This window comes from uncultured Roseibium sp., from assembly GCF_947494555.1.
In the GTDB taxonomy this organism is placed as follows: domain Bacteria; phylum Pseudomonadota; class Alphaproteobacteria; order Rhizobiales; family Stappiaceae; genus Roseibium.
In genome coordinates, this window is record NZ_CANLVF010000001.1 from 927335 (window position 1) to 942987 (window position 15653).

General features: G+C 54.8%; 21 protein-coding genes. 9 read left to right on the forward strand and 12 right to left on the reverse strand.

What is annotated here, in order from left to right:
• Positions 1 to 75 precede the first annotated feature (75 nt).
• Positions 76 to 264, reverse strand: a complete 189-nt coding sequence (locus tag Q0915_RS04150; RefSeq protein WP_299473645.1) for a hypothetical protein — start codon at positions 262 to 264, stop codon at positions 76 to 78.
• A gap of 289 nt (positions 265 to 553) precedes the next feature.
• Here Q0915_RS04150 and Q0915_RS04155 point away from each other — a divergent pair, with 289 nt between their 5' ends.
• On the forward strand, positions 554 to 730 hold the full coding sequence (locus Q0915_RS04155; protein WP_299473648.1) for a hypothetical protein: 177 nt from the start codon (positions 554 to 556) through the stop codon (positions 728 to 730).
• A 461-nt stretch (positions 731 to 1191) separates the two neighbouring features.
• On the opposite strand, the gene Q0915_RS04160 is transcribed toward Q0915_RS04155, so the two are convergent.
• The 7 genes from Q0915_RS04160 to Q0915_RS04190 all read right to left on the reverse strand — a co-directional run bounded on the left by Q0915_RS04160 (position 1192) and on the right by Q0915_RS04190 (position 5493).
• Positions 1192 to 1425 (reverse strand): hypothetical protein, encoded by a 234-nt coding sequence (locus tag Q0915_RS04160; RefSeq protein ID WP_299473651.1) that lies wholly within the window; start codon positions 1423 to 1425, stop codon positions 1192 to 1194.
• Positions 1409 to 2233 carry an RNA polymerase sigma factor gene (locus tag Q0915_RS04165; RefSeq protein ID WP_299473654.1) on the reverse strand — a complete coding sequence of 275 codons (825 nt, stop codon included), beginning with the start codon at positions 2231 to 2233 and terminating at the stop codon, positions 1409 to 1411. Before Q0915_RS04165 ends, Q0915_RS04160 begins: the two co-directional genes overlap by 17 nt.
• The gene (locus Q0915_RS04170) at positions 2226 to 2651 is read right to left on the reverse strand and encodes a hypothetical protein (RefSeq protein WP_299473657.1); all 426 of its coding nucleotides are present in this window, start codon (positions 2649 to 2651) and stop codon (positions 2226 to 2228) included. Before Q0915_RS04170 ends, Q0915_RS04165 begins: the two co-directional genes overlap by 8 nt.
• A gap of 328 nt (positions 2652 to 2979) precedes the next feature.
• Positions 2980 to 3672, reverse strand: coding sequence for a hypothetical protein (locus tag Q0915_RS04175; protein WP_299473660.1), 693 nt, complete (start codon positions 3670 to 3672; stop codon positions 2980 to 2982).
• Positions 3673 to 3943: 271 nt separating this feature from the next.
• Positions 3944 to 4657 (reverse strand): DUF899 domain-containing protein, encoded by a 714-nt coding sequence (locus Q0915_RS04180; RefSeq protein WP_299473662.1) that lies wholly within the window; start codon positions 4655 to 4657, stop codon positions 3944 to 3946.
• 24 nt (positions 4658 to 4681) lie between these two features.
• Positions 4682 to 5173 (reverse strand): SRPBCC domain-containing protein, encoded by a 492-nt coding sequence (locus Q0915_RS04185; protein ID WP_299473665.1) that lies wholly within the window; start codon positions 5171 to 5173, stop codon positions 4682 to 4684.
• Positions 5173 to 5493 (reverse strand): metalloregulator ArsR/SmtB family transcription factor, encoded by a 321-nt coding sequence (locus tag Q0915_RS04190; protein WP_299474703.1) that lies wholly within the window; start codon positions 5491 to 5493, stop codon positions 5173 to 5175. Before Q0915_RS04190 ends, Q0915_RS04185 begins: the two co-directional genes overlap by 1 nt.
• A 156-nt stretch (positions 5494 to 5649) precedes the next feature.
• Here Q0915_RS04190 and Q0915_RS04195 point away from each other — a divergent pair, with 156 nt between their 5' ends.
• Both Q0915_RS04195 and Q0915_RS04200 read left to right on the forward strand, forming a co-directional pair.
• The gene (locus Q0915_RS04195) at positions 5650 to 6300 is read left to right on the forward strand and encodes a glutathione S-transferase family protein (RefSeq protein WP_299473668.1); all 651 of its coding nucleotides are present in this window, start codon (positions 5650 to 5652) and stop codon (positions 6298 to 6300) included.
• A gap of 134 nt (positions 6301 to 6434) precedes the next feature.
• Positions 6435 to 7358 carry a DMT family transporter gene (locus Q0915_RS04200; RefSeq protein WP_299544175.1) on the forward strand — a complete coding sequence of 308 codons (924 nt, stop codon included), beginning with the start codon at positions 6435 to 6437 and terminating at the stop codon, positions 7356 to 7358.
• A gap of 9 nt (positions 7359 to 7367) precedes the next feature.
• Here the strand turns inward: Q0915_RS04200 and Q0915_RS04205 are convergent, their stop codons facing one another.
• Complete coding sequence (locus Q0915_RS04205) at positions 7368 to 8279, reverse strand: PhzF family phenazine biosynthesis protein (protein ID WP_299473674.1); 912 nt, start codon at positions 8277 to 8279, stop codon at positions 7368 to 7370.
• 108 nt (positions 8280 to 8387) lie between these two features.
• Positions 8388 to 9572 (reverse strand): GNAT family N-acetyltransferase, encoded by a 1185-nt coding sequence (locus Q0915_RS04210; RefSeq protein ID WP_299473676.1) that lies wholly within the window; start codon positions 9570 to 9572, stop codon positions 8388 to 8390.
• A 269-nt stretch (positions 9573 to 9841) separates the two neighbouring features.
• Here Q0915_RS04210 and Q0915_RS04215 point away from each other — a divergent pair, with 269 nt between their 5' ends.
• Positions 9842 to 10132, forward strand: coding sequence for a GIY-YIG nuclease family protein (locus Q0915_RS04215; protein WP_299473678.1), 291 nt, complete (start codon positions 9842 to 9844; stop codon positions 10130 to 10132).
• Between the two features lie 230 nt (positions 10133 to 10362).
• Here Q0915_RS04215 and Q0915_RS04220 read toward each other — a convergent pair whose 3' ends face one another.
• Complete coding sequence (locus Q0915_RS04220; protein ID WP_299473681.1) at positions 10363 to 11265, reverse strand: pirin family protein; 903 nt, start codon at positions 11263 to 11265, stop codon at positions 10363 to 10365.
• A 313-nt stretch (positions 11266 to 11578) separates the two neighbouring features.
• Between Q0915_RS04220 and Q0915_RS04225 the strand changes: the two genes are divergently transcribed.
• A complete protein-coding gene (locus Q0915_RS04225; protein WP_299473684.1) occupies positions 11579 to 12229 on the forward strand; it encodes a pyridoxamine 5'-phosphate oxidase family protein in 651 nt (216 codons plus the stop codon).
• A 13-nt stretch (positions 12230 to 12242) separates the two neighbouring features.
• Here the strand turns inward: Q0915_RS04225 and Q0915_RS04230 are convergent, their stop codons facing one another.
• A complete protein-coding gene (locus tag Q0915_RS04230) occupies positions 12243 to 12458 on the reverse strand; it encodes a hypothetical protein (RefSeq protein WP_299473687.1) in 216 nt (71 codons plus the stop codon).
• A gap of 64 nt (positions 12459 to 12522) precedes the next feature.
• On the opposite strand from Q0915_RS04230, the gene Q0915_RS04235 reads away from it, so the two are divergent.
• From Q0915_RS04235 to Q0915_RS04250, 4 genes are read left to right on the forward strand one after another with little or no spacing between them, the layout of a single operon-like run.
• Positions 12523 to 13446: an ABC transporter ATP-binding protein gene (locus Q0915_RS04235; RefSeq protein WP_299473690.1), complete on the forward strand. Its 924-nt coding sequence runs from the start codon at positions 12523 to 12525 to the stop codon at positions 13444 to 13446.
• A 6-nt stretch (positions 13447 to 13452) separates the two neighbouring features.
• Positions 13453 to 13920 (forward strand): GNAT family N-acetyltransferase, encoded by a 468-nt coding sequence (locus Q0915_RS04240; RefSeq protein ID WP_299473693.1) that lies wholly within the window; start codon positions 13453 to 13455, stop codon positions 13918 to 13920.
• A 44-nt stretch (positions 13921 to 13964) separates the two neighbouring features.
• Positions 13965 to 14726, forward strand: a complete 762-nt coding sequence (locus Q0915_RS04245) for an ABC transporter permease (protein ID WP_299473696.1) — start codon at positions 13965 to 13967, stop codon at positions 14724 to 14726.
• Between the two features lie 30 nt (positions 14727 to 14756).
• Entirely contained in the window at positions 14757 to 15653 is an 897-nt protein-coding gene (locus tag Q0915_RS04250) for a D-alanyl-D-alanine carboxypeptidase family protein (protein WP_299473699.1), read from the forward strand.

A 15653-nucleotide genomic window follows, 5' to 3' on the forward strand; every position in this document is an offset into this window, starting at 1 on the left:
CCCAAACGCAACGTCAATCGGGTTTTGGTGAGTGAGAGGCCAGGGCCCGGTTGCCTTCACAGCCCAAAGAAGCGTTTACAAGTCTTCGAGAAACTTGCGTCCTTCGCCCGTCAGGACGACGTCGAGTGGCATTGCACCAATCCTGCGCAACAGGCCTGCCTCCTCAAGAGCGTGAAGACGCAGGTCTTGCACGTCCACAAACCGGTGGCGGCCTGCGTTCAGCAACCGCAAGAACTTCTTCTCGGATTGTGAAAGTTTCACCATGCGTTCCCGTCCAAGAGGGTGCCCATGTCTCACGGGCCTACAAGTTAAAGCATTGACGAGCGATGGTAACGCCGACAACATTTTTTTCAATCTACTTATTTGTCGGAACGCATTTGCCGGGCCGGCGAAATCTCATGCTGGCGTCGCGCGAGGCATGGTGTTCGTCATGAGCGTGGCAAAATTTTTAAGTAGTCTCTGACTCTGTTACAGAAATTTAATTAACCGTCGTAACTTGACCGGCTTGTGAATGCGCACTATGTGCACTATGTTGGGTTCAAGGAGATTTAAGATGAATTTACATGCTGCACATTGTTTACTTGTTCGTGACGGTCTGACTTACAACCGTCCCCGTCTCAGCTGGCTTCCGCGCAAGCTGTACCGCTCTTTCGGTGATGCGAATAAATCCATTCGCCGCCTGAATTGGGCCAAGGCGGACAAGTCGAACACGGATGCATCGGCGCGCTAACGCGCGGTGACATTCGGCAGAAACAAGCCCGGCACTTTAGGCCGGGCTTTTTCATTTGTGCAGAACAGCGTCAAACCATTTGAAAGGTTCAACTTTTTGTCCGGTACGCTTTGTACCGATCAGTTATGCCTGCACATCAACAGCTTCGCCTAATCCGGGCGGGGGTGATGCCGGAGTGCTTGACGCACTGGCCGCCGTGTCAACGCTCGACGCACCGGATTGCCCCGGAGCAGTCGGCTTTGAAGAATACGCATCCGATTTAAGTGCCTGAGCGCTGCTTGCAGCCGCGCCTGCAGATCCTACGTCCATGTCCATCTCCTTCGATATGTTCCATCCCATTGGATGGACCGAAGTTGGCCGTGGAAGCTTAACGGGCGCTAAAGCAACAGCGCGTCATTACAAGACGTGAACGCAAGTTCAGTTCTGGTGATCGCTTTTGAATCTACGCGTTGCTGTCATTGCTATTTCATGCCACCGGCATCCGGCTGCCCGTATTTCGCGCTAAACGCCCGCATGACCTTGTCGAGTTTTTCTTGATCGACGATTTCGTCGAAGTTCTCCAACAGTATGGTCAGCAGGTAGTTGTTTCCGAAATGCCATTGAGCGTTGAGCTCTCGAAGCTTCGCATATGCATCCTCGGTAAGCGCGGCGCTGAACCTCTTTGGAAGCGGCAAGCGCTTAGGTTTTGTTGACATCTTCAGTTTCTCCGCAACCGGAGAGCGGTTCTGTCGAGCCTTCGCCGGTCTCTTCTATCTGTTTCGTCCTGCGCCAGAAGTTGGCGTGAAGTCCCGCCATCGACCCGGGTTCCGCCTTTCGGACAATGGCCATCCGGTCAGCGAGGTCCGTGATGTCTGGAAACACAGCGGTCTCGGCACCACCTGCTGCCATCTTCAGGCCCGCACACTGGTGGCAGATGCCCTGTTTGCTGACAAGTGCACAAAGACCCTCGAATTTGTCCTGCATGGCGCGTCTGGCAGCGGAAAGACGATGGCGCAGCACAGCGTCTGATATTCCAAGGACACTGGAAGCCTCACGGGCGGACAGGTCCAAGACGTCCCGCAGAATGAGTGCCGCCTGTTCATCCACCGGCAGAAATCTGCCGACACACGCGAAACAGTAGGCGATGTGTTCATGAACCTCATAGGCAAATTCCGGATCTGAGATCGCACCGACCACTTCGCCCGACAATTCCTCCGACTGTGCGCATAAATTGGCATAGGCCACTTGCGCTTCGGTGCGCCAGCGTTTCTGTTTGCGCAAGTGATCGACGGCTGTCCGTGTAACAATCGATGTCACCCAGGTCGAGAAACTGGAGCGCTCTTCGAATGACGCGATACTTCGCCACGCCTTGGCAAGACCGTCCTGCAGGACGTCTTCGCTGTCTTCCGGATGCCCGACCATACGCTGCGTGATCCGGCGCAGTTTCGGCAGGTCGTGTTCAACGAGGTTCGAAAACGCGTTGCTGTCGCCTTGTTTGGCCCTTGCTATCAACTCTTCAGACATGGCTGGGATCCCGCATGCACGCAACGCCACCCAGTATCGCCCCCATGGCGAAGAACACAAAACCGGGCAGTGCTTCGAATACGGAGAGATAACCCGGTACGATCAGAAAGATGATCAGTCCGATTTCAACGGCAAGTATCAGTCCGCTATTAACGGCAAGACCCGCTTGCGAGTTCGACCAATTCAGTTTGACCGCGATGCCTAACGCAACTGCCCCGGAAAGGACCAGGAAGTAGGCAAAGTAAGCCAGGACTGCGCCGGTTGCACCAGGGAGGGGACCGCCATCGTAGCCATAGATGGCATATCCGGCTGCCGGACCGGTTCCCAATGTGGCCGACAAAATGACGATTGCCCCGGCCATGTGAAGCAGACCCCACAAGCCAAATCCGATTGCACCCAGTTTCGCATAATTCATCATGGAGCCTCCTGTTGTTTCCATGATGTTAGACGAACGTATCCACAGCCTTCACCAAGTAGATGATTTTTCTAGATAATCTGTCCTGTCGAAAACCTGATTTTTCCGAGCTAAACTGCCCGTAGATGTTCTGTATCTGATTTTTTCGGCGATTTGGTTGCCGGAAGCGATGGCCTTTCCGACTTTCTTCCTGGCAAGAGCCGAGCCTTAACGAAAATGCGTCTTGCCGAAATGCAGCGTTGTCAGAATTAAACGATATGGGGCATTCACCGAAGAGTGAGACAAAAAGCAGCCCTAGCGGGCTGCTTCAAAGACGGTTTGTTGTTGGTGGCTAGATTTTTGGGGCCTTTTGTCTGGATCTTGCCACTAGTAGAAACAGTCCACCGGCAAGCATAAGCCCGGATGCTGGCAAGGGAACTTCGGAAACTGTGGCTTCATAAGTAAATTCCGTTGCAAGACCATAACCATTGACCGAGCGACGGGCGTTTCCACCGAAACCCTGTCTCCATTGGTGGGCAACGCTATACAAGCCCGTTCCGGCTCTGAGGCCTCCTCCTAGGAAGCCGCCCGAATATGAGTCATCGCTCTTCAGGACCCACTCAACGAGCAGATCCCCCGCCGATGAATCGTAGGTGAAGTTTCCGTTCGCGGTAACAACGTCAAAATCGGCTTTTGCATCCGACAGATCAACTGAACCAAAATAAGAGTAGTCGGAACCATGATTTGCAGTAAAGTCTGTAAAGACGTCAGAAGGTATATCTGTATATCTTGTTTTCGATGTTGATACATAAACATCGAATGTTCCACTCATATCTCCGCGCCATGCGAAGTTTCCGATAGAGGTGATGTCGACTACGCCGCCGCCAAAGTATGTAGAGCTGTAAATCTGCTGCGTTGTTTCCATGCATCGATAGATGCAGGACGTACTTGTCGGATTGCCCACTGACGTCGTGACGGCGTTGGCGCTAGTTGCACCAAACAAGAGGAAAGTCAGTGAAAATGCTAGTTTCTTCAATCTTGACATGAATGTGCCCCATTCCAAAGGTGATAAGTACAACTAACGAGGGAATTTGAAATTACAATCAAAATTTTTTTAAATTGGTTCTATTTTTTCAACTCTAGCATTTGCGATTGGCAACGCGATGACGCGATCAAGGTGTCGTCTGAAGGTTTTGAGTGCCGGTCAATTAGCAACGCAATGATTCCGTTAAGGTCTTAACTGTGGCCTGTTGTTAAACGCCGGTCCGCACAGTTCGTGGAATGCGGACCGGCTGAATACAAAAACGTCTTTGAAGCTAGCGATTTGTCCCGTACATGTCGCGCCTGCGAACCCAGGCCTGGGCATAGGGAAGGTCTTCTTCGTGCCGGCCCATCGGGGTCAGGTCCAGGATATTGTAGGCCATATTCAAGATGTCGAGCCCCCGGCCATAAGTGGAGTAACTGTGACCGATGCGGCCGTCGTCGAGTTTCAGGAAAGTGCTGACGCCCGGCAACTCTTCAGAGTGAACGGTGTCCCGGCCACTGTAGTTGTAGCCTCTGCCGGTCGGGTCTGTTTTGCCGGGAAACGTGACGCCGAAGTCGACACCAAACCCATTCCCGGCAGTTGAGACCCACTCGAAGGTCCAGCCCATGCGTTTCTTGTAGGCCTGCAAGGTCGTGAACGGTGCATTCGAAATTGCGATCAGTTTCGTGTCCCGCGCCGCCAGATGCTTGTCGAGGCGCTCGTAATTGTCCGCCCAGAAGGAACAGCTCGGACAGCCTTCTTCCCAGGTTTCGCCGAACATGAAGTGATAGACCGCCAGCTGGGGAAGAGGGCCGAAGAGATCGCCGAGTGATTTTCGGCCTTCATCGGTGTCAAACACATAGTCCTTTTCGACCAGAACCAGCGGCAATTCGCGGCGCGCAGCAGAAAGTTCATCGCGTTCCTTCGTGAAGGCTTTTTCGCGTGCGAGCAGCGTCTTCCGCGCTTTCAGCCAGTCTTCCCGGCTGACAAACTGTAGGGATGTCATGGTGTTCTCCTGTACTCTTGAAACTCATGCCGAAATGATTTCATCAAGACGCCTGAAGCAGCCGTTCCAGCCGCCGCCAACACCTCTGCGGGCGTCCTCGGTTTTGATCGCCTCGTGGCAAAGCTTCACTTCCGTGGCCTTTCCGGCCTCCGTGAACGTGATTGCGACCTGGGAGGTGTCCGTGGCCTCGCGTGTGCCGTCCGCGAATTCCTGGACGTGGCGCCAGCTGAATTCCAGACGGTTCGGGGCGTCGATGGTGAGATACTCGCCTTCGAAATGGATTTGCTTATCCTGGGTCTTTTCGATGACGAAGCACCATTTCCCGCCAACCTTCAGGTCAATATCGACCGATACGAGGCCGCCGGCTTTCGGAACGAACCATGACTGAACTTCAGCCGGTTCGGTAAAAGCGCGGAAAACCCTTGCAGGGGCAGCGCGGAACAGCCCTTCCACGATGACGGGCTCCTGCCCGGGGCCCGATTCCAGAAAGTCTTTTTCGATCTCTTGAACGGTCATCAGTCGTTATCCTCTTTTGCAAGATGGCGGGCGAGGGCGTCGAAGCGGTCGATCCAGAAGGATTCGTATTTGCTGAGCCAGTCGACGGCTTCCTTGATCGGCGCACCTTTCAAACGGCAGTGGCGGGTGCGTCCCCGCTTTTCGATATCGACAAGACCTGCATCCGACAGAACGCGGAGGTGCTTGGAAACCGCCGTCAGCGACATGTCGAATGGGGCTGCAAGGTCGGAGAGCGTCGTTTCACCGTCAGCTAACCGGGCCACGATGGCGCGCCGGGTACCGTCGCTAAGAGCTGAGAATGTTGAGTCCAATTGGGCCATTTGCTGCACAGTCATAAAGTTAACCTTTTGGTTGACTATCACGGGAAATCATTATAGTCAACTAATTGGTTGAGTAAAGTCGGAGTTCCGCTGAAACGCTCGACACTGGCCGGTCACGGGTGTTTCGTGCAGCCGGCAGGAACAGGAGAGAAAGACATGAAACTCTATGTAACTGACTTGTCCCCCAACAGCCGGCGCGTCCTGGCAACCATTCATCATTTGGGACTTGGGCACGAGACCGAAGTTCAGAAGTTCAATCTTTTGGCGGGCGAGCACCAGAGCGATGAATTCCGAGTGATCAATCCCAACGTGAAAGTGCCTGTTCTGGTGGATGGCGACTTCAGGCTGTGGGAAGCCAATCCGATCATGATCTATCTCGCGGATCGCCAGGGAGCTGAAGAATTCTGTCCTTCGGATCGCATGGGACGCATTGAAGTCCTGCGTTGGCAATCCTGGGAAGTGCAGCACTTCAACCGTGCGCTTGGCGACATTGTTTGGGAAACGGTTGCAAAACAGGTCTTTGGGATGGGACCGGCTGACGAAGAAAAAATCAGCTCGGGTCAGGAGAACTTCCGGCGTTTTGCAGCCGTTCTTGAAGACCACCTAGCCGACCGTGACTATGTCCTTGGAGACAAGCCGACTGCAGCTGACTTTGCCGTCGGCAGCCACTCGGCGCTCGCATTGCATCCACAGTCGCAAGTGCCTCTGCTTGAGTTTCCAAAGGTTCTTGCCTGGCTGCAAAGCCTTGAAGCACTTCCTGCCTGGGCAAAAACAGCGCCGGAGGCTCCCGCGCAGGCTGCAGAATAGCGGGCGAATGCCTTCGGCTCATTTTGGCTGGCGACCGAGCCTCTTTGTCGTCGGCCGAAACGTCCCTGGGTGAAACCGGATGTTTCGACCGATTTCGTTGCTTGTCGCCAGATCAGACGCTACGATGACCAATGATGACAAGAACTTACGCGATTGCCCTGATCTTCGGCTTCGCCGCTGCCTTCCTGATGGGGGCAAATTCAGTGATTGTCCGGTACCTCACAACCGATCTGCACGGACTTCAGATCGCAGTGTTTCGACTTTGGATCGCGTGTTCAGTCATCTTAATAATGCTGAAAGTGTCAGGACGGTCGGTCAGACTGCGTGGGTTCGACAAGTTCTCATTGCTGGCAAGTCTCGGATTCACGCTGAATTACATCACCTTCCACATCGGACTTGAGCAGACCAGTGCGACGAATGCGATGGTCCTGGAAAACACAGCGCCGTTTTTTGTGCTTCTGTTTCTGGTCATTGCAGGTTTCGAAAAGGTCCGATGGTACGATGCACTGGCGACGTTCATGGCTCTGGCCGGCGTTTACCTGACTGTTCGCCATGATTTCGATGCAGGCGCAGGAGACAGTCTTGTTGGAGACTTTTGGGAACTCGGTGCAGGTTTCTCCTGGGCAATATTCATCTTTGGAAGTGCCCGCGCAGTAAAGAAGACCCGGACGACCATGGACCGCATGGAAGTTCTTTTGAAAATTCTCCTGCCAAGCGCTGTGGTTTTGACACCGAGCCTATTGCTCTACCCATTGGAAGCGACGATGAACGACATGCTGCTGCTTGTGCTGCTTGGTGTTCTGTCGACGGCGGTGGGATATTACCTCTGGTATGAAGCGATGGCGATCGTGTCGACCGTTACGGCGGCGCTTCTTGCCGTTTTGTCGGTTGTCTTCACATTCGTGATTGCCTATCTCGTACTCGGCGAAGAGATGACAGCCGACATACTGATTGGGGGCGCACTCATAATCACAGGTGTCGTACTGCCGGGAATAATCAGCGCCAGTTCGAAGAAATCCGCGGAGACCGGACATCTCGGCGAGCACGACAAAACCTGAATTCAAAAATCAGACAAACAGTTCGCCCTGTGCGACCAGCGTCGCCTGTCCGCCGATACGCACTGCGTGCATGCCGCCGTTTTCGATGTCGATTTCAAGATCAATCAGCGACGGGCGACCCATCTCGAAGCCCTGCTCAATGCGGATGTGATGGGTCCCTTCCGTGAGGCCGTCATAAAAATTCACGACGCCCGCAAAGGCGGCGGCAGCCGATCCGGTTGCCGGGTCTTCGGGAATGCCCATGTCGGGCGCAAACAGCCGCGCATGAAAAGCGCTGTCATGCGACCTGGTTTCACGGCAGTAGATATAGGCGTGGTTATGGTCGTCCTTGCCGAACCCGGCCTTCCACATAGCAGAAACCGGCTTTGCCCGGGAAAGCGCATCAAGGTCACGCACAGGCACGAAGCTGAACGGGGGGCCGACCTGAAACCTGGATGGCGCGTGGTTTTCAAACCCAATGTCTGTCGGCTCGAGATCCAGCGCCGCTGCGATGAGTTCGATATTGTGGGTCGGTCCGGCCGGCTCCGGCAAGCTGGGTACATCGAATTCGGCGAAACCGGCCGCATTCTGCTTCAGGATGACCGCGCAGCGCACAGCCCCTATCTTCTGTTTCAGAACTACGACCGCATCCTGTTCGCCATCAACTTCTCCAAAACGTTCCGTCGCCAGCAGAATGGCGGTGCCGATGGTCGGGTGGCCGGCAAAGGGGAGTTCCATTTTCGGCGTGAAGATTCGAATGCTTGCAGATTGTCCAGGGTTTTCAGGCGGAAACACAAAAACGGTCTCCGAAAGGTTGAATTCTCCGGCGATCTTCTGCATCTGCTCGTCGCTCAGGCCCTCGGAGTCCAACACGACCGCCAAAGGGTTTCCGGCCAGGAGTGTGTTGGTGAAGACGTCCAAGATCGCGTAGCGGCGGCCCATATTCTGTTCTCCCTGGAGATGCACTTGAAATCTGTTTCCGAGGTGTGCGGACTTTTACATTTCTCGGCGAGTCCCGCCAGTCCTTAGTGGTTGTTCTTGGTGAACAAACTATTGACCGGCCCTGGTATTGCCGAGGCGTTCGGAAGGTAGCAAATACTCCGCAATTTCCCGGGCAAATGGAACAATGGCCGGGTTGTCGAGGTCTGAGCGAGTGCGGATCACAAATATGTCTGCGAGCTCCTGCTCCTCCGACTTCAACGAGTGTTCGATCATGCGCATCCGCAGACTTTCCGCGGTTTCGTCGATATCGAAAATTTGTGCGATTGAGATACGCGGTCCGTCGAATGCCACAAGCAACTCTTCGCCGGATTGGCGATCGCAGATCAGCCCGGTTTCTTCCTGAAGCTCCCGGCGAATGGCCGCGTGAATGTCGACCTCGTTCTCCGGTGTGACATCGTTCAGATCAAGATTGCCACCGGGGGGATAGATCATTCCGGCCGTTGCCGTGTGATCGGCCATGACGCCATAAAGCAATGCACCATCCAGAGATCTGACGATGGCAGATCCGAAGAGATTGAAAGCCGTCGCGTCCGGTGCACCCCAGTCGCGCCAGGCCAGGTGCGCTGCGTAAGAGCTCTCGGAGCAGCGTCCGGTGAAAGTGCCGTTCTTAAATTCAAACGCTGTCAGTTTAAGTGTTCGGCCATTCCACAAGAGAGCGATGCGTTTCTTTGCCTCTTCGAAATGGGCGGAAATTTCAAGTTCGTTTTCGGTTTCGAACCACCATGGTTTTTCGGTCAAGCGCAGGCTGATATTCGTGACTTTGTGAACGCTCGCAGGCAGCCATTTTTCCATGAGCGGAATGTCTTTTCCCGGTGACATCTCGCTCGAGCGTGTATCGAGGGTCCTGTACCCGTGCTTCAGATAAAACTGCTCCGCATGAAAATCGGATTCAAGATAGAGACGCCGAAGGCCCTTTTGCCGCGCCACATCCTCCGCGCGCTTCAATAATAGACTGCCGAGGCCGGACCCTTGCGCCACAGGGTCGACAAATAGAAAGTCGACCAGAAGCGTATCTCCGTCTTGTGCCGTCACTCCGGAAAAGGCGAGCGGCTTTCCATCCCGATCTGCGACCGTTATCTCAAGCGACCGGATTGTTGCCTCTTCAACGCCCCAGGCTTCGCAAAACGCGTCCATCTTATCCTGTGGATATCCCCAGGAGGCCTTTGCGCGGTGGAGAATGCGGGTCAGTGCCGGGGCATCGGCGAGCGTGGCGGGACGTAGTTTGAGGGGCATGGCAGTCCGTATTGTTATGCGCCAGACAGCCGTAGCCGCAGTTTGTGAAGGTAAGAAGGCAATCGGGAGCAACGTCTACAGCGTCCCATGTCTATGCCATTTGCGCGAGCGCTGACATAAGCCTTGCATGCACGGCCTTAACGGCATGGATGCCATGGTCAAGCCATGGCATGACGCGATGTGCAGAGCTTAAATCCACTTTTTGAAACTCTTGTTTTTCGGTCATTGCAGGGCTTGACCCTGCAATCCATGCCGCGTCCTATCGATTGATGAAGCGCTTTAGGGTCTACATATTGGCAAGCCGAAGGAACGGAACGCTTTACACCGGCGTCACGAATGATCTCGCAAGACGACTTTACGAGCATGAGCGCGGGACCGGTTCAAAATTTGCTGCCCGATACGGAGCTGTTCGCCTGGTCTGGTATGAAGAGCATCCGGTTGCCCAGCAAGCAATCGCTTGTGAAAAGGCGATCAAGTCTTGGCGGCGGAACTGGAAAATCGAGTTAATCGAAAAAATGAACCCTGACTGGTATGACTTGAAACGGCATTTGAATTCGTAACAACAAGAAAGCGCGAACAGGTCGTGCGGGATGTCTCTTTGTTTTCAGCTTGTCATTCCGGCTGGAGCGGTGCGGAAGACCAGAAACCAGTATTCCCTTGTCCGATCGTATTTCATCACCAGCCTCGGATGTTGCTGGATCCCGATCTTGCCGCGCGTGCGGCAAACCAGGAGGACAAACATGCGTAACAAATAGGTATTCCGTTTTGAAGCCAGCGGATGGCCCGGATATCACCGGATAAACGTTCCGTTCTGTAGCTCGGCGACCGCCTGGACAAGTTCGTCGCGCGTATTCATGACAATCGGACCATGCCAGGCGACCGGTTCCTTGATCGGGGCACCGGAGACCAACAGAAAGCGTATGCCTTCCTCGCCTGCCTGCACCACGATTTCATCGCCGGCTCCGAAAATCACGAGTGTCCGGTCGCCCGTCTGGTCGCGGATCTTCAGCTCTTCGCCGCCGAATTCTTTCTCTGTCAGGACACCGAAAGGGTCGGATGCGCCTTCAAATGTCCCGGATCCTTCGAAAACATATGCGAAAGTCTGCTTGTAAGTGTCTACCTTCAAACGCTTTTTCTTTCCGGCAGGCACATGGATGTCAAGATATTGAGGATCTGCGGCGATCCCGTCGACCGGACCGCGCTTGCCCCAGAAACTCCCACAGATGATCCGGGCCGAACTCCCGTCATCTTCCGTCACAACGGGAATGTCTTTTGCCGTTACGTCCTGATAGCGCGGTTCGGTCATTTTGAGGGACGAGGGCAGATTTGCCCAAAGCTGGAAGCCGTGCATGCGCCCGTTTTCATCACCTTTCGGCATTTCCTGGTGCATGATGCCGCGTCCTGCGGTCATCCACTGAACATCTCCGGCGCCAAGGTCTCCCTTGTTGCCCAGACTGTCACCGTGTTCGACCGTGCCGGCCAATACATAGGTTATGGTCTCGATACCGCGATGGGGATGCCAGGGAAATCCGGCCAGATAGTCTTCCGGCCGATCGTTGCGGAAATCGTCGAGCAGCAGAAAAGGATCGAGCATTTCGGGGTCCTGAAAACCAAAGGCTCTCTCTAGCTTTACGCCAGCACCCTCAAGCGTGGGCTGCGTTGAACCGATATGCGTCACCGGACGGATAGACATGGAGGTTTGTCCTTTTCTGGCTGCTCGTTGTGCAGAAAATAGCGTTGATTGGCAGAAAACCTAGCCGCACTCAGACGAACGCTCTGTTCATCGCGGGGAAACAATTCTGAACGCTGTCCAAGGGCTGCAACATTGACAGTATCGATGTTTTTGAGGTACGTACCTCAGGTAAGTTATCGATGAACGTGAGTGCGGCCAGGCAACGTTCAGTGCGATTGTTTGTGCTCAAAACCGAACCGGAAAATCAGCGACTGTCCGACGTGTTACACACACGCGAGGTATGATGTTTGAACCGTGTGGGAGGAACCGGGTTATGCAGGAATTCAGACCCAAGCCGGAATTTACAATCAGCGATGAAACATCTCTGCGCGAACTGTTTCCGGCAACCCACGAGTTGGCGAAAAAGAAGTGTCAGGAGACGCTCGACAAGCATGCGCGAGACTTTATTGCCCGCTCGCCATTTCTGTGTCTTGGGACGCAAGACGCCGATGGAAAGGCGGATGTCAGCCCGCGCGGTGATCCTGCCGGGTTCGTGAAAGTCGTTGACCGGGAAACGCTTGTTATTCCCGACCGCCCCGGAAACAATCGCCTCGACAGTCTGGTGAACATTCTCTCCAATCCTAGCGTCGGACTGTTGTTCTTGATCCCGGGGTTCGACGACACGTTGCGCGTCAACGGCAGGGCGTGTCTCATGATCGACCCCGACTTGCTCGAGATGTTGAGCATCAACGGGCGCGCTCCGAAAGTCGCCATTCTGGTGAAAGTGACGTCTGTCTTCATGCATTGCGCCAAAGCCTTCCGCCGTTCGCATCTTTGGGATCCGGACAGGTTTGTGGATCGCGGCGAAATGCCGTCGCTGATGAAAATTATCCTGGATCAGACTGAAGGCGCTCCGCAGGACGATACGCAGATGAGCGCGCTGGAGCAAAAGCTCGAGGAAGAATACAAAAAGACGCTTTATTAGCACGCGTTCGGGTTCACTCCTGAACCTTGAGCGGGATCTGGACAGCCTTCGCATTGAAATCAAATGTGAGCGCGTGGCAGCTGAAGAAAAGAGCCGGTTCTGAGGCGGTCAACTTGACCAACGTGCCATGCATTGCGCTCGGTTTGGCGATGCGCGCAGCGAATTCATTGGTGACATCGTACCGGCAGCAGACGATGGATCTTGCATCTTGCAGCGGTCTGGCCCACATGCGAGGCTGCCTTGCCAATTTGGCCGTCTGGTCAAATGCGTATCAATGAACCGGTTGGAACTTCATGGCTCCGATATTGTCCGTTCGTGACCTGGAAAAAACCTACGACGGTGGTTTTCAGGCACTGAAATCTGTTTCCCTCGATATAGAGGAAGGAGAAGTCTTTGCACTTCTTGGTCCAAACGGTGCCGGCAAGACGACATTGATCAGCACAATCTGCGGCCTTGTGCGCCCCACATCCGGTTCAATCCATGTCGGCGGCCACGACGCAATGAAAGAGTTCCGTTCCGCCCGCCGTCTTATAGGGCTGGTGCCGCAGGAAATGCCTACCGCGCCATTCGAGATTGTTGGCGATACCGTCACATTCAGCCGGGGCCTCTTCGGCCTGCCGCCGGACCGGCCGTTGATCGATGGCATCTTGAAAGATCTCACGCTTTGGGAAAAGCGCAATAACCCGATCATGGCGCTTTCGGGCGGCATGAAACGCAGGCTGCTGGTTGCCAAGGCGCTTTCCCATGAACCCAAGATCCTGTTCCTGGATGAGCCGACTGCAGGGGTCGACGTCGAATTGCGGCATGATATGTGGCGCATCGTGAGTGAATTGAAGGAACGCGGTGTCACGATCATTCTGACAACGCACTACATCGAAGAAGCCGAGGAGATGGCCGACAGGGTCGGGGTCATCAACAAGGGTGAAATTATCCTGGTTGAGGAAAAGGAAGAGCTGATGCGAAAGCTCGGCCGCAAGCTCCTGACCCTCAATTTGACAGAGCCTCTCGGCGCGGTCCCAGACAGCCTCTCTCGTTATGATCTGGAACTCGCCGAAGAAGGGATGCGTCTCATTTATACCTACGACACGCACGCCGAACGCACCGGCATCACCGCATTGCTGACCGACCTTGCGGATGCGGGGGTGCGGTTCCAGGATCTTCAGACCGACCAGTCTTCGCTTGAAGACATTTTCGTCGGTCTTGTGAAGGAGGGGTGAGTTTCCATGACTTCCGACATTAGCATCCGTGCAGCCAGACTGAACGACAGGGAAACGCTTACGGAACTCTGCATGCGGTCAAAACGGTCCAACGGTTATGATGAAGCGTTTATGGCGCTATGTACCGAAGAGCTGCGTGTTCAGGACCTATGGATTTCCGAAGATGACTTCTGGATCGCCGAGGCACCGGACGGTCGGGTTGTCGGATGTATCAGACTGTCGAGTGACAGCTGTATCGGCGAACTTGAAACGTGTTTCGTTGACCCGGACTGGAAAGGCAAAGGCGTCGGCAAGCGCCTGTTCGAAGCACTCCGCGAGAAGGCCAAGTCGATTGGTCTGGAGCTTATCGGCCTGGACGCCGATCCGTTCGCCGAACCCTTTTACGCACGTATGGGGTTTCGCACGATCGGCCGCTCGCCCTCAGGCTCGATACCCGGCAGGACTTTGCCGCGTATGGAATTGAATCTAACGTGAGCGCAAGACACGCTCGGCAGAAACTTTGGCAAACGGGTGACTGAATGAATTTTGGAGCTGTTAGATCCATTTATCTGGCAGAAATGGCACGAACGAAACGCACGCTGATGCAGAGTGTTGTGTCGCCTGTGATTTCGACGGTGCTCTATTTTGTGGTGTTCGGTGCCGCGATCGGCTCCCGAATCTCAGAGGTGGACGGCGTTAGCTACGGCGCATTTCTCGTTCCGGGCCTGATTATGCTCTCGCTTATGACACAGAGCCTGTCGAACGCGGCCTTCGGGATTTATTTTCCGCGTTTTACCGGAACCATTTTCGAGGTGCTGTCGGCACCGGTCTCCTACCTTGAAATTACCGTTGCCTATGTAGGGGCTGCCGCAAGCAAATCGATCATCGTCGGGTTGATCATTCTGCTTACGGCCAATTTCTTTGTTGACCTCGAAATCCGGCACCCCGTCTGGATGGTGACCTTTTTTGTCCTGACAGCGGTGACCTTCGCGTTGCTTGGGTTCATCATCGGCATCTGGGCGGACAATTTCGAGAAGCTGCAATTCGTGCCGCTTCTGATCGTTACGCCGCTCGCCTTTCTCGGCGGCAGCTTTTACTCCATCAAGATGCTACCTGAATTCTGGCAGACGGTGACACTGGTGAACCCGGTCGTTTATTTGATTTCCGGCTTCCGATGGAGTTTTTACGGTCAGGCGGATGTAAGCCTGGGGCTGTCGCTTGCCGCAACGAGCTTGTTCCTGATCGGCTCGCTGGCGATCGTGCATTGGATCTTCAAGACCGGATACCGTTTGAAGGCGTAAGGCCGTCTATGTGAAAGCGTGAGAGTGTTTATGTCACCAAGGTCATTTCTCAAGACGGTTTCCGCGCTTTGCCTCGCGCTCGTCCTGGCTGCCTGTCAAACCGCGCAAACCCAAGCCCCGGCGACACCAGCTGCATCTTCAGCCGCGGCTGCACCCGTACAAAGCGCGTCGCTGCCGGTCATTGCCTATGCACCGGCAACCGCCGAGGAACGCGGGTTCTCAGCCCTTGTGATCAATGCATCCAGCGGTGAACAGCTTTACGAAGTCGATGCGGATGCGGCGCGCTTTCCCGCTTCGCTTACAAAAATGATGACGCTTTACCTTCTGTTCGAAGCCGTTGCCGACGGGCGTTATTCCCTGTCGTCTCCCTTGACCGTTTCCGACAATGCGGCTTCGCAGCCGCCGGCAAAGATCGGACTCAAAGCCGGGACGACGATCACGGTCGAGCAGGCAGCCAAGGCACTTGCGATCAGATCAGCCAATGACGTCGGCATGGCGGTCGCGGAAAACCTTGCGGGAAGCGAGGCTGCGTTTGCGCGCCAGATGACCCGTCAGGCGCGTGCGCTGGGCCTTTCCAGAACGCGCTTTGTCAACGCAACAGGTCTGCCTGATCCGAGCCAGGTGACAACTGCGAGGGACATGGCAAAACTCGGACTCGCACTCAAACGGCGTTTTCCGCAATATGCCGGCTATTACCGTGCGAAGTCGTTTAACTACGGCGGCCGCACCTTCAAGGCAACCAACAATCTCCTGGGCAAGGTTCCGGGTGTCGACGGCCTGAAAACAGGTTACATCCGCATGTCGGGATATAATCTGGTGGCCACGGCGCGGCGCGGTGGCAAGCAGCTGATTGTCGTCGTCATGGGGGGAAAGAGCGAAGCCGCGCGGGACCGGGAGGTAACGCGGCTCATCGAAGCCTACTCCTGA

Bases quoted from the DNA above. Each gene is read 5' to 3' on its own strand.
- Q0915_RS04190 (WP_299474703.1), bottom strand. From the start codon at position 5,493: ATGGCCCAATTGGACTCAACATTCTCAGCTCTTAGCGACGGTACCCGG.
- Q0915_RS04160 (WP_299473651.1), bottom strand. From the start codon at position 1,425: ATGTCAACAAAACCTAAGCGCTTGCCGCTTCCAAAGAGGTTCAGCGCC.
- Q0915_RS04185 (WP_299473665.1), bottom strand. From the start codon at position 5,173: ATGACCGTTCAAGAGATCGAAAAAGACTTTCTGGAATCGGGCCCCGGG.
- Q0915_RS04220 (WP_299473681.1), bottom strand. From the start codon at position 11,265: ATGTCTATCCGTCCGGTGACGCATATCGGTTCAACGCAGCCCACGCTT.
- Q0915_RS04200 (WP_299544175.1), top strand. From the start codon at position 6,435: ATGACAAGAACTTACGCGATTGCCCTGATCTTCGGCTTCGCCGCTGCC.
- Q0915_RS04250 (WP_299473699.1), top strand. From the start codon at position 14,757: ATGTCACCAAGGTCATTTCTCAAGACGGTTTCCGCGCTTTGCCTCGCG.
- Q0915_RS04215 (WP_299473678.1), top strand. From the start codon at position 9,842: ATGAAGCGCTTTAGGGTCTACATATTGGCAAGCCGAAGGAACGGAACG.
- Q0915_RS04195 (WP_299473668.1), top strand. From the start codon at position 5,650: ATGAAACTCTATGTAACTGACTTGTCCCCCAACAGCCGGCGCGTCCTG.
- Q0915_RS04150 (WP_299473645.1), bottom strand. From the start codon at position 264: ATGGTGAAACTTTCACAATCCGAGAAGAAGTTCTTGCGGTTGCTGAAC.
- Q0915_RS04180 (WP_299473662.1), bottom strand. From the start codon at position 4,657: ATGACATCCCTACAGTTTGTCAGCCGGGAAGACTGGCTGAAAGCGCGG.
- Q0915_RS04235 (WP_299473690.1), top strand. From the start codon at position 12,523: ATGGCTCCGATATTGTCCGTTCGTGACCTGGAAAAAACCTACGACGGT.
- Q0915_RS04210 (WP_299473676.1), bottom strand. From the start codon at position 9,572: ATGCCCCTCAAACTACGTCCCGCCACGCTCGCCGATGCCCCGGCACTG.
- Q0915_RS04225 (WP_299473684.1), top strand. From the start codon at position 11,579: ATGCAGGAATTCAGACCCAAGCCGGAATTTACAATCAGCGATGAAACA.
- Q0915_RS04230 (WP_299473687.1), bottom strand. From the start codon at position 12,458: ATGTGGGCCAGACCGCTGCAAGATGCAAGATCCATCGTCTGCTGCCGG.
- Q0915_RS04155 (WP_299473648.1), top strand. From the start codon at position 554: ATGAATTTACATGCTGCACATTGTTTACTTGTTCGTGACGGTCTGACT.
- Q0915_RS04170 (WP_299473657.1), bottom strand. From the start codon at position 2,651: ATGATGAATTATGCGAAACTGGGTGCAATCGGATTTGGCTTGTGGGGT.
- Q0915_RS04175 (WP_299473660.1), bottom strand. From the start codon at position 3,672: ATGTCAAGATTGAAGAAACTAGCATTTTCACTGACTTTCCTCTTGTTT.
- Q0915_RS04240 (WP_299473693.1), top strand. From the start codon at position 13,453: ATGACTTCCGACATTAGCATCCGTGCAGCCAGACTGAACGACAGGGAA.
- Q0915_RS04165 (WP_299473654.1), bottom strand. From the start codon at position 2,233: ATGTCTGAAGAGTTGATAGCAAGGGCCAAACAAGGCGACAGCAACGCG.
- Q0915_RS04205 (WP_299473674.1), bottom strand. From the start codon at position 8,279: ATGGGCCGCCGCTACGCGATCTTGGACGTCTTCACCAACACACTCCTG.
- Q0915_RS04245 (WP_299473696.1), top strand. From the start codon at position 13,965: ATGAATTTTGGAGCTGTTAGATCCATTTATCTGGCAGAAATGGCACGA.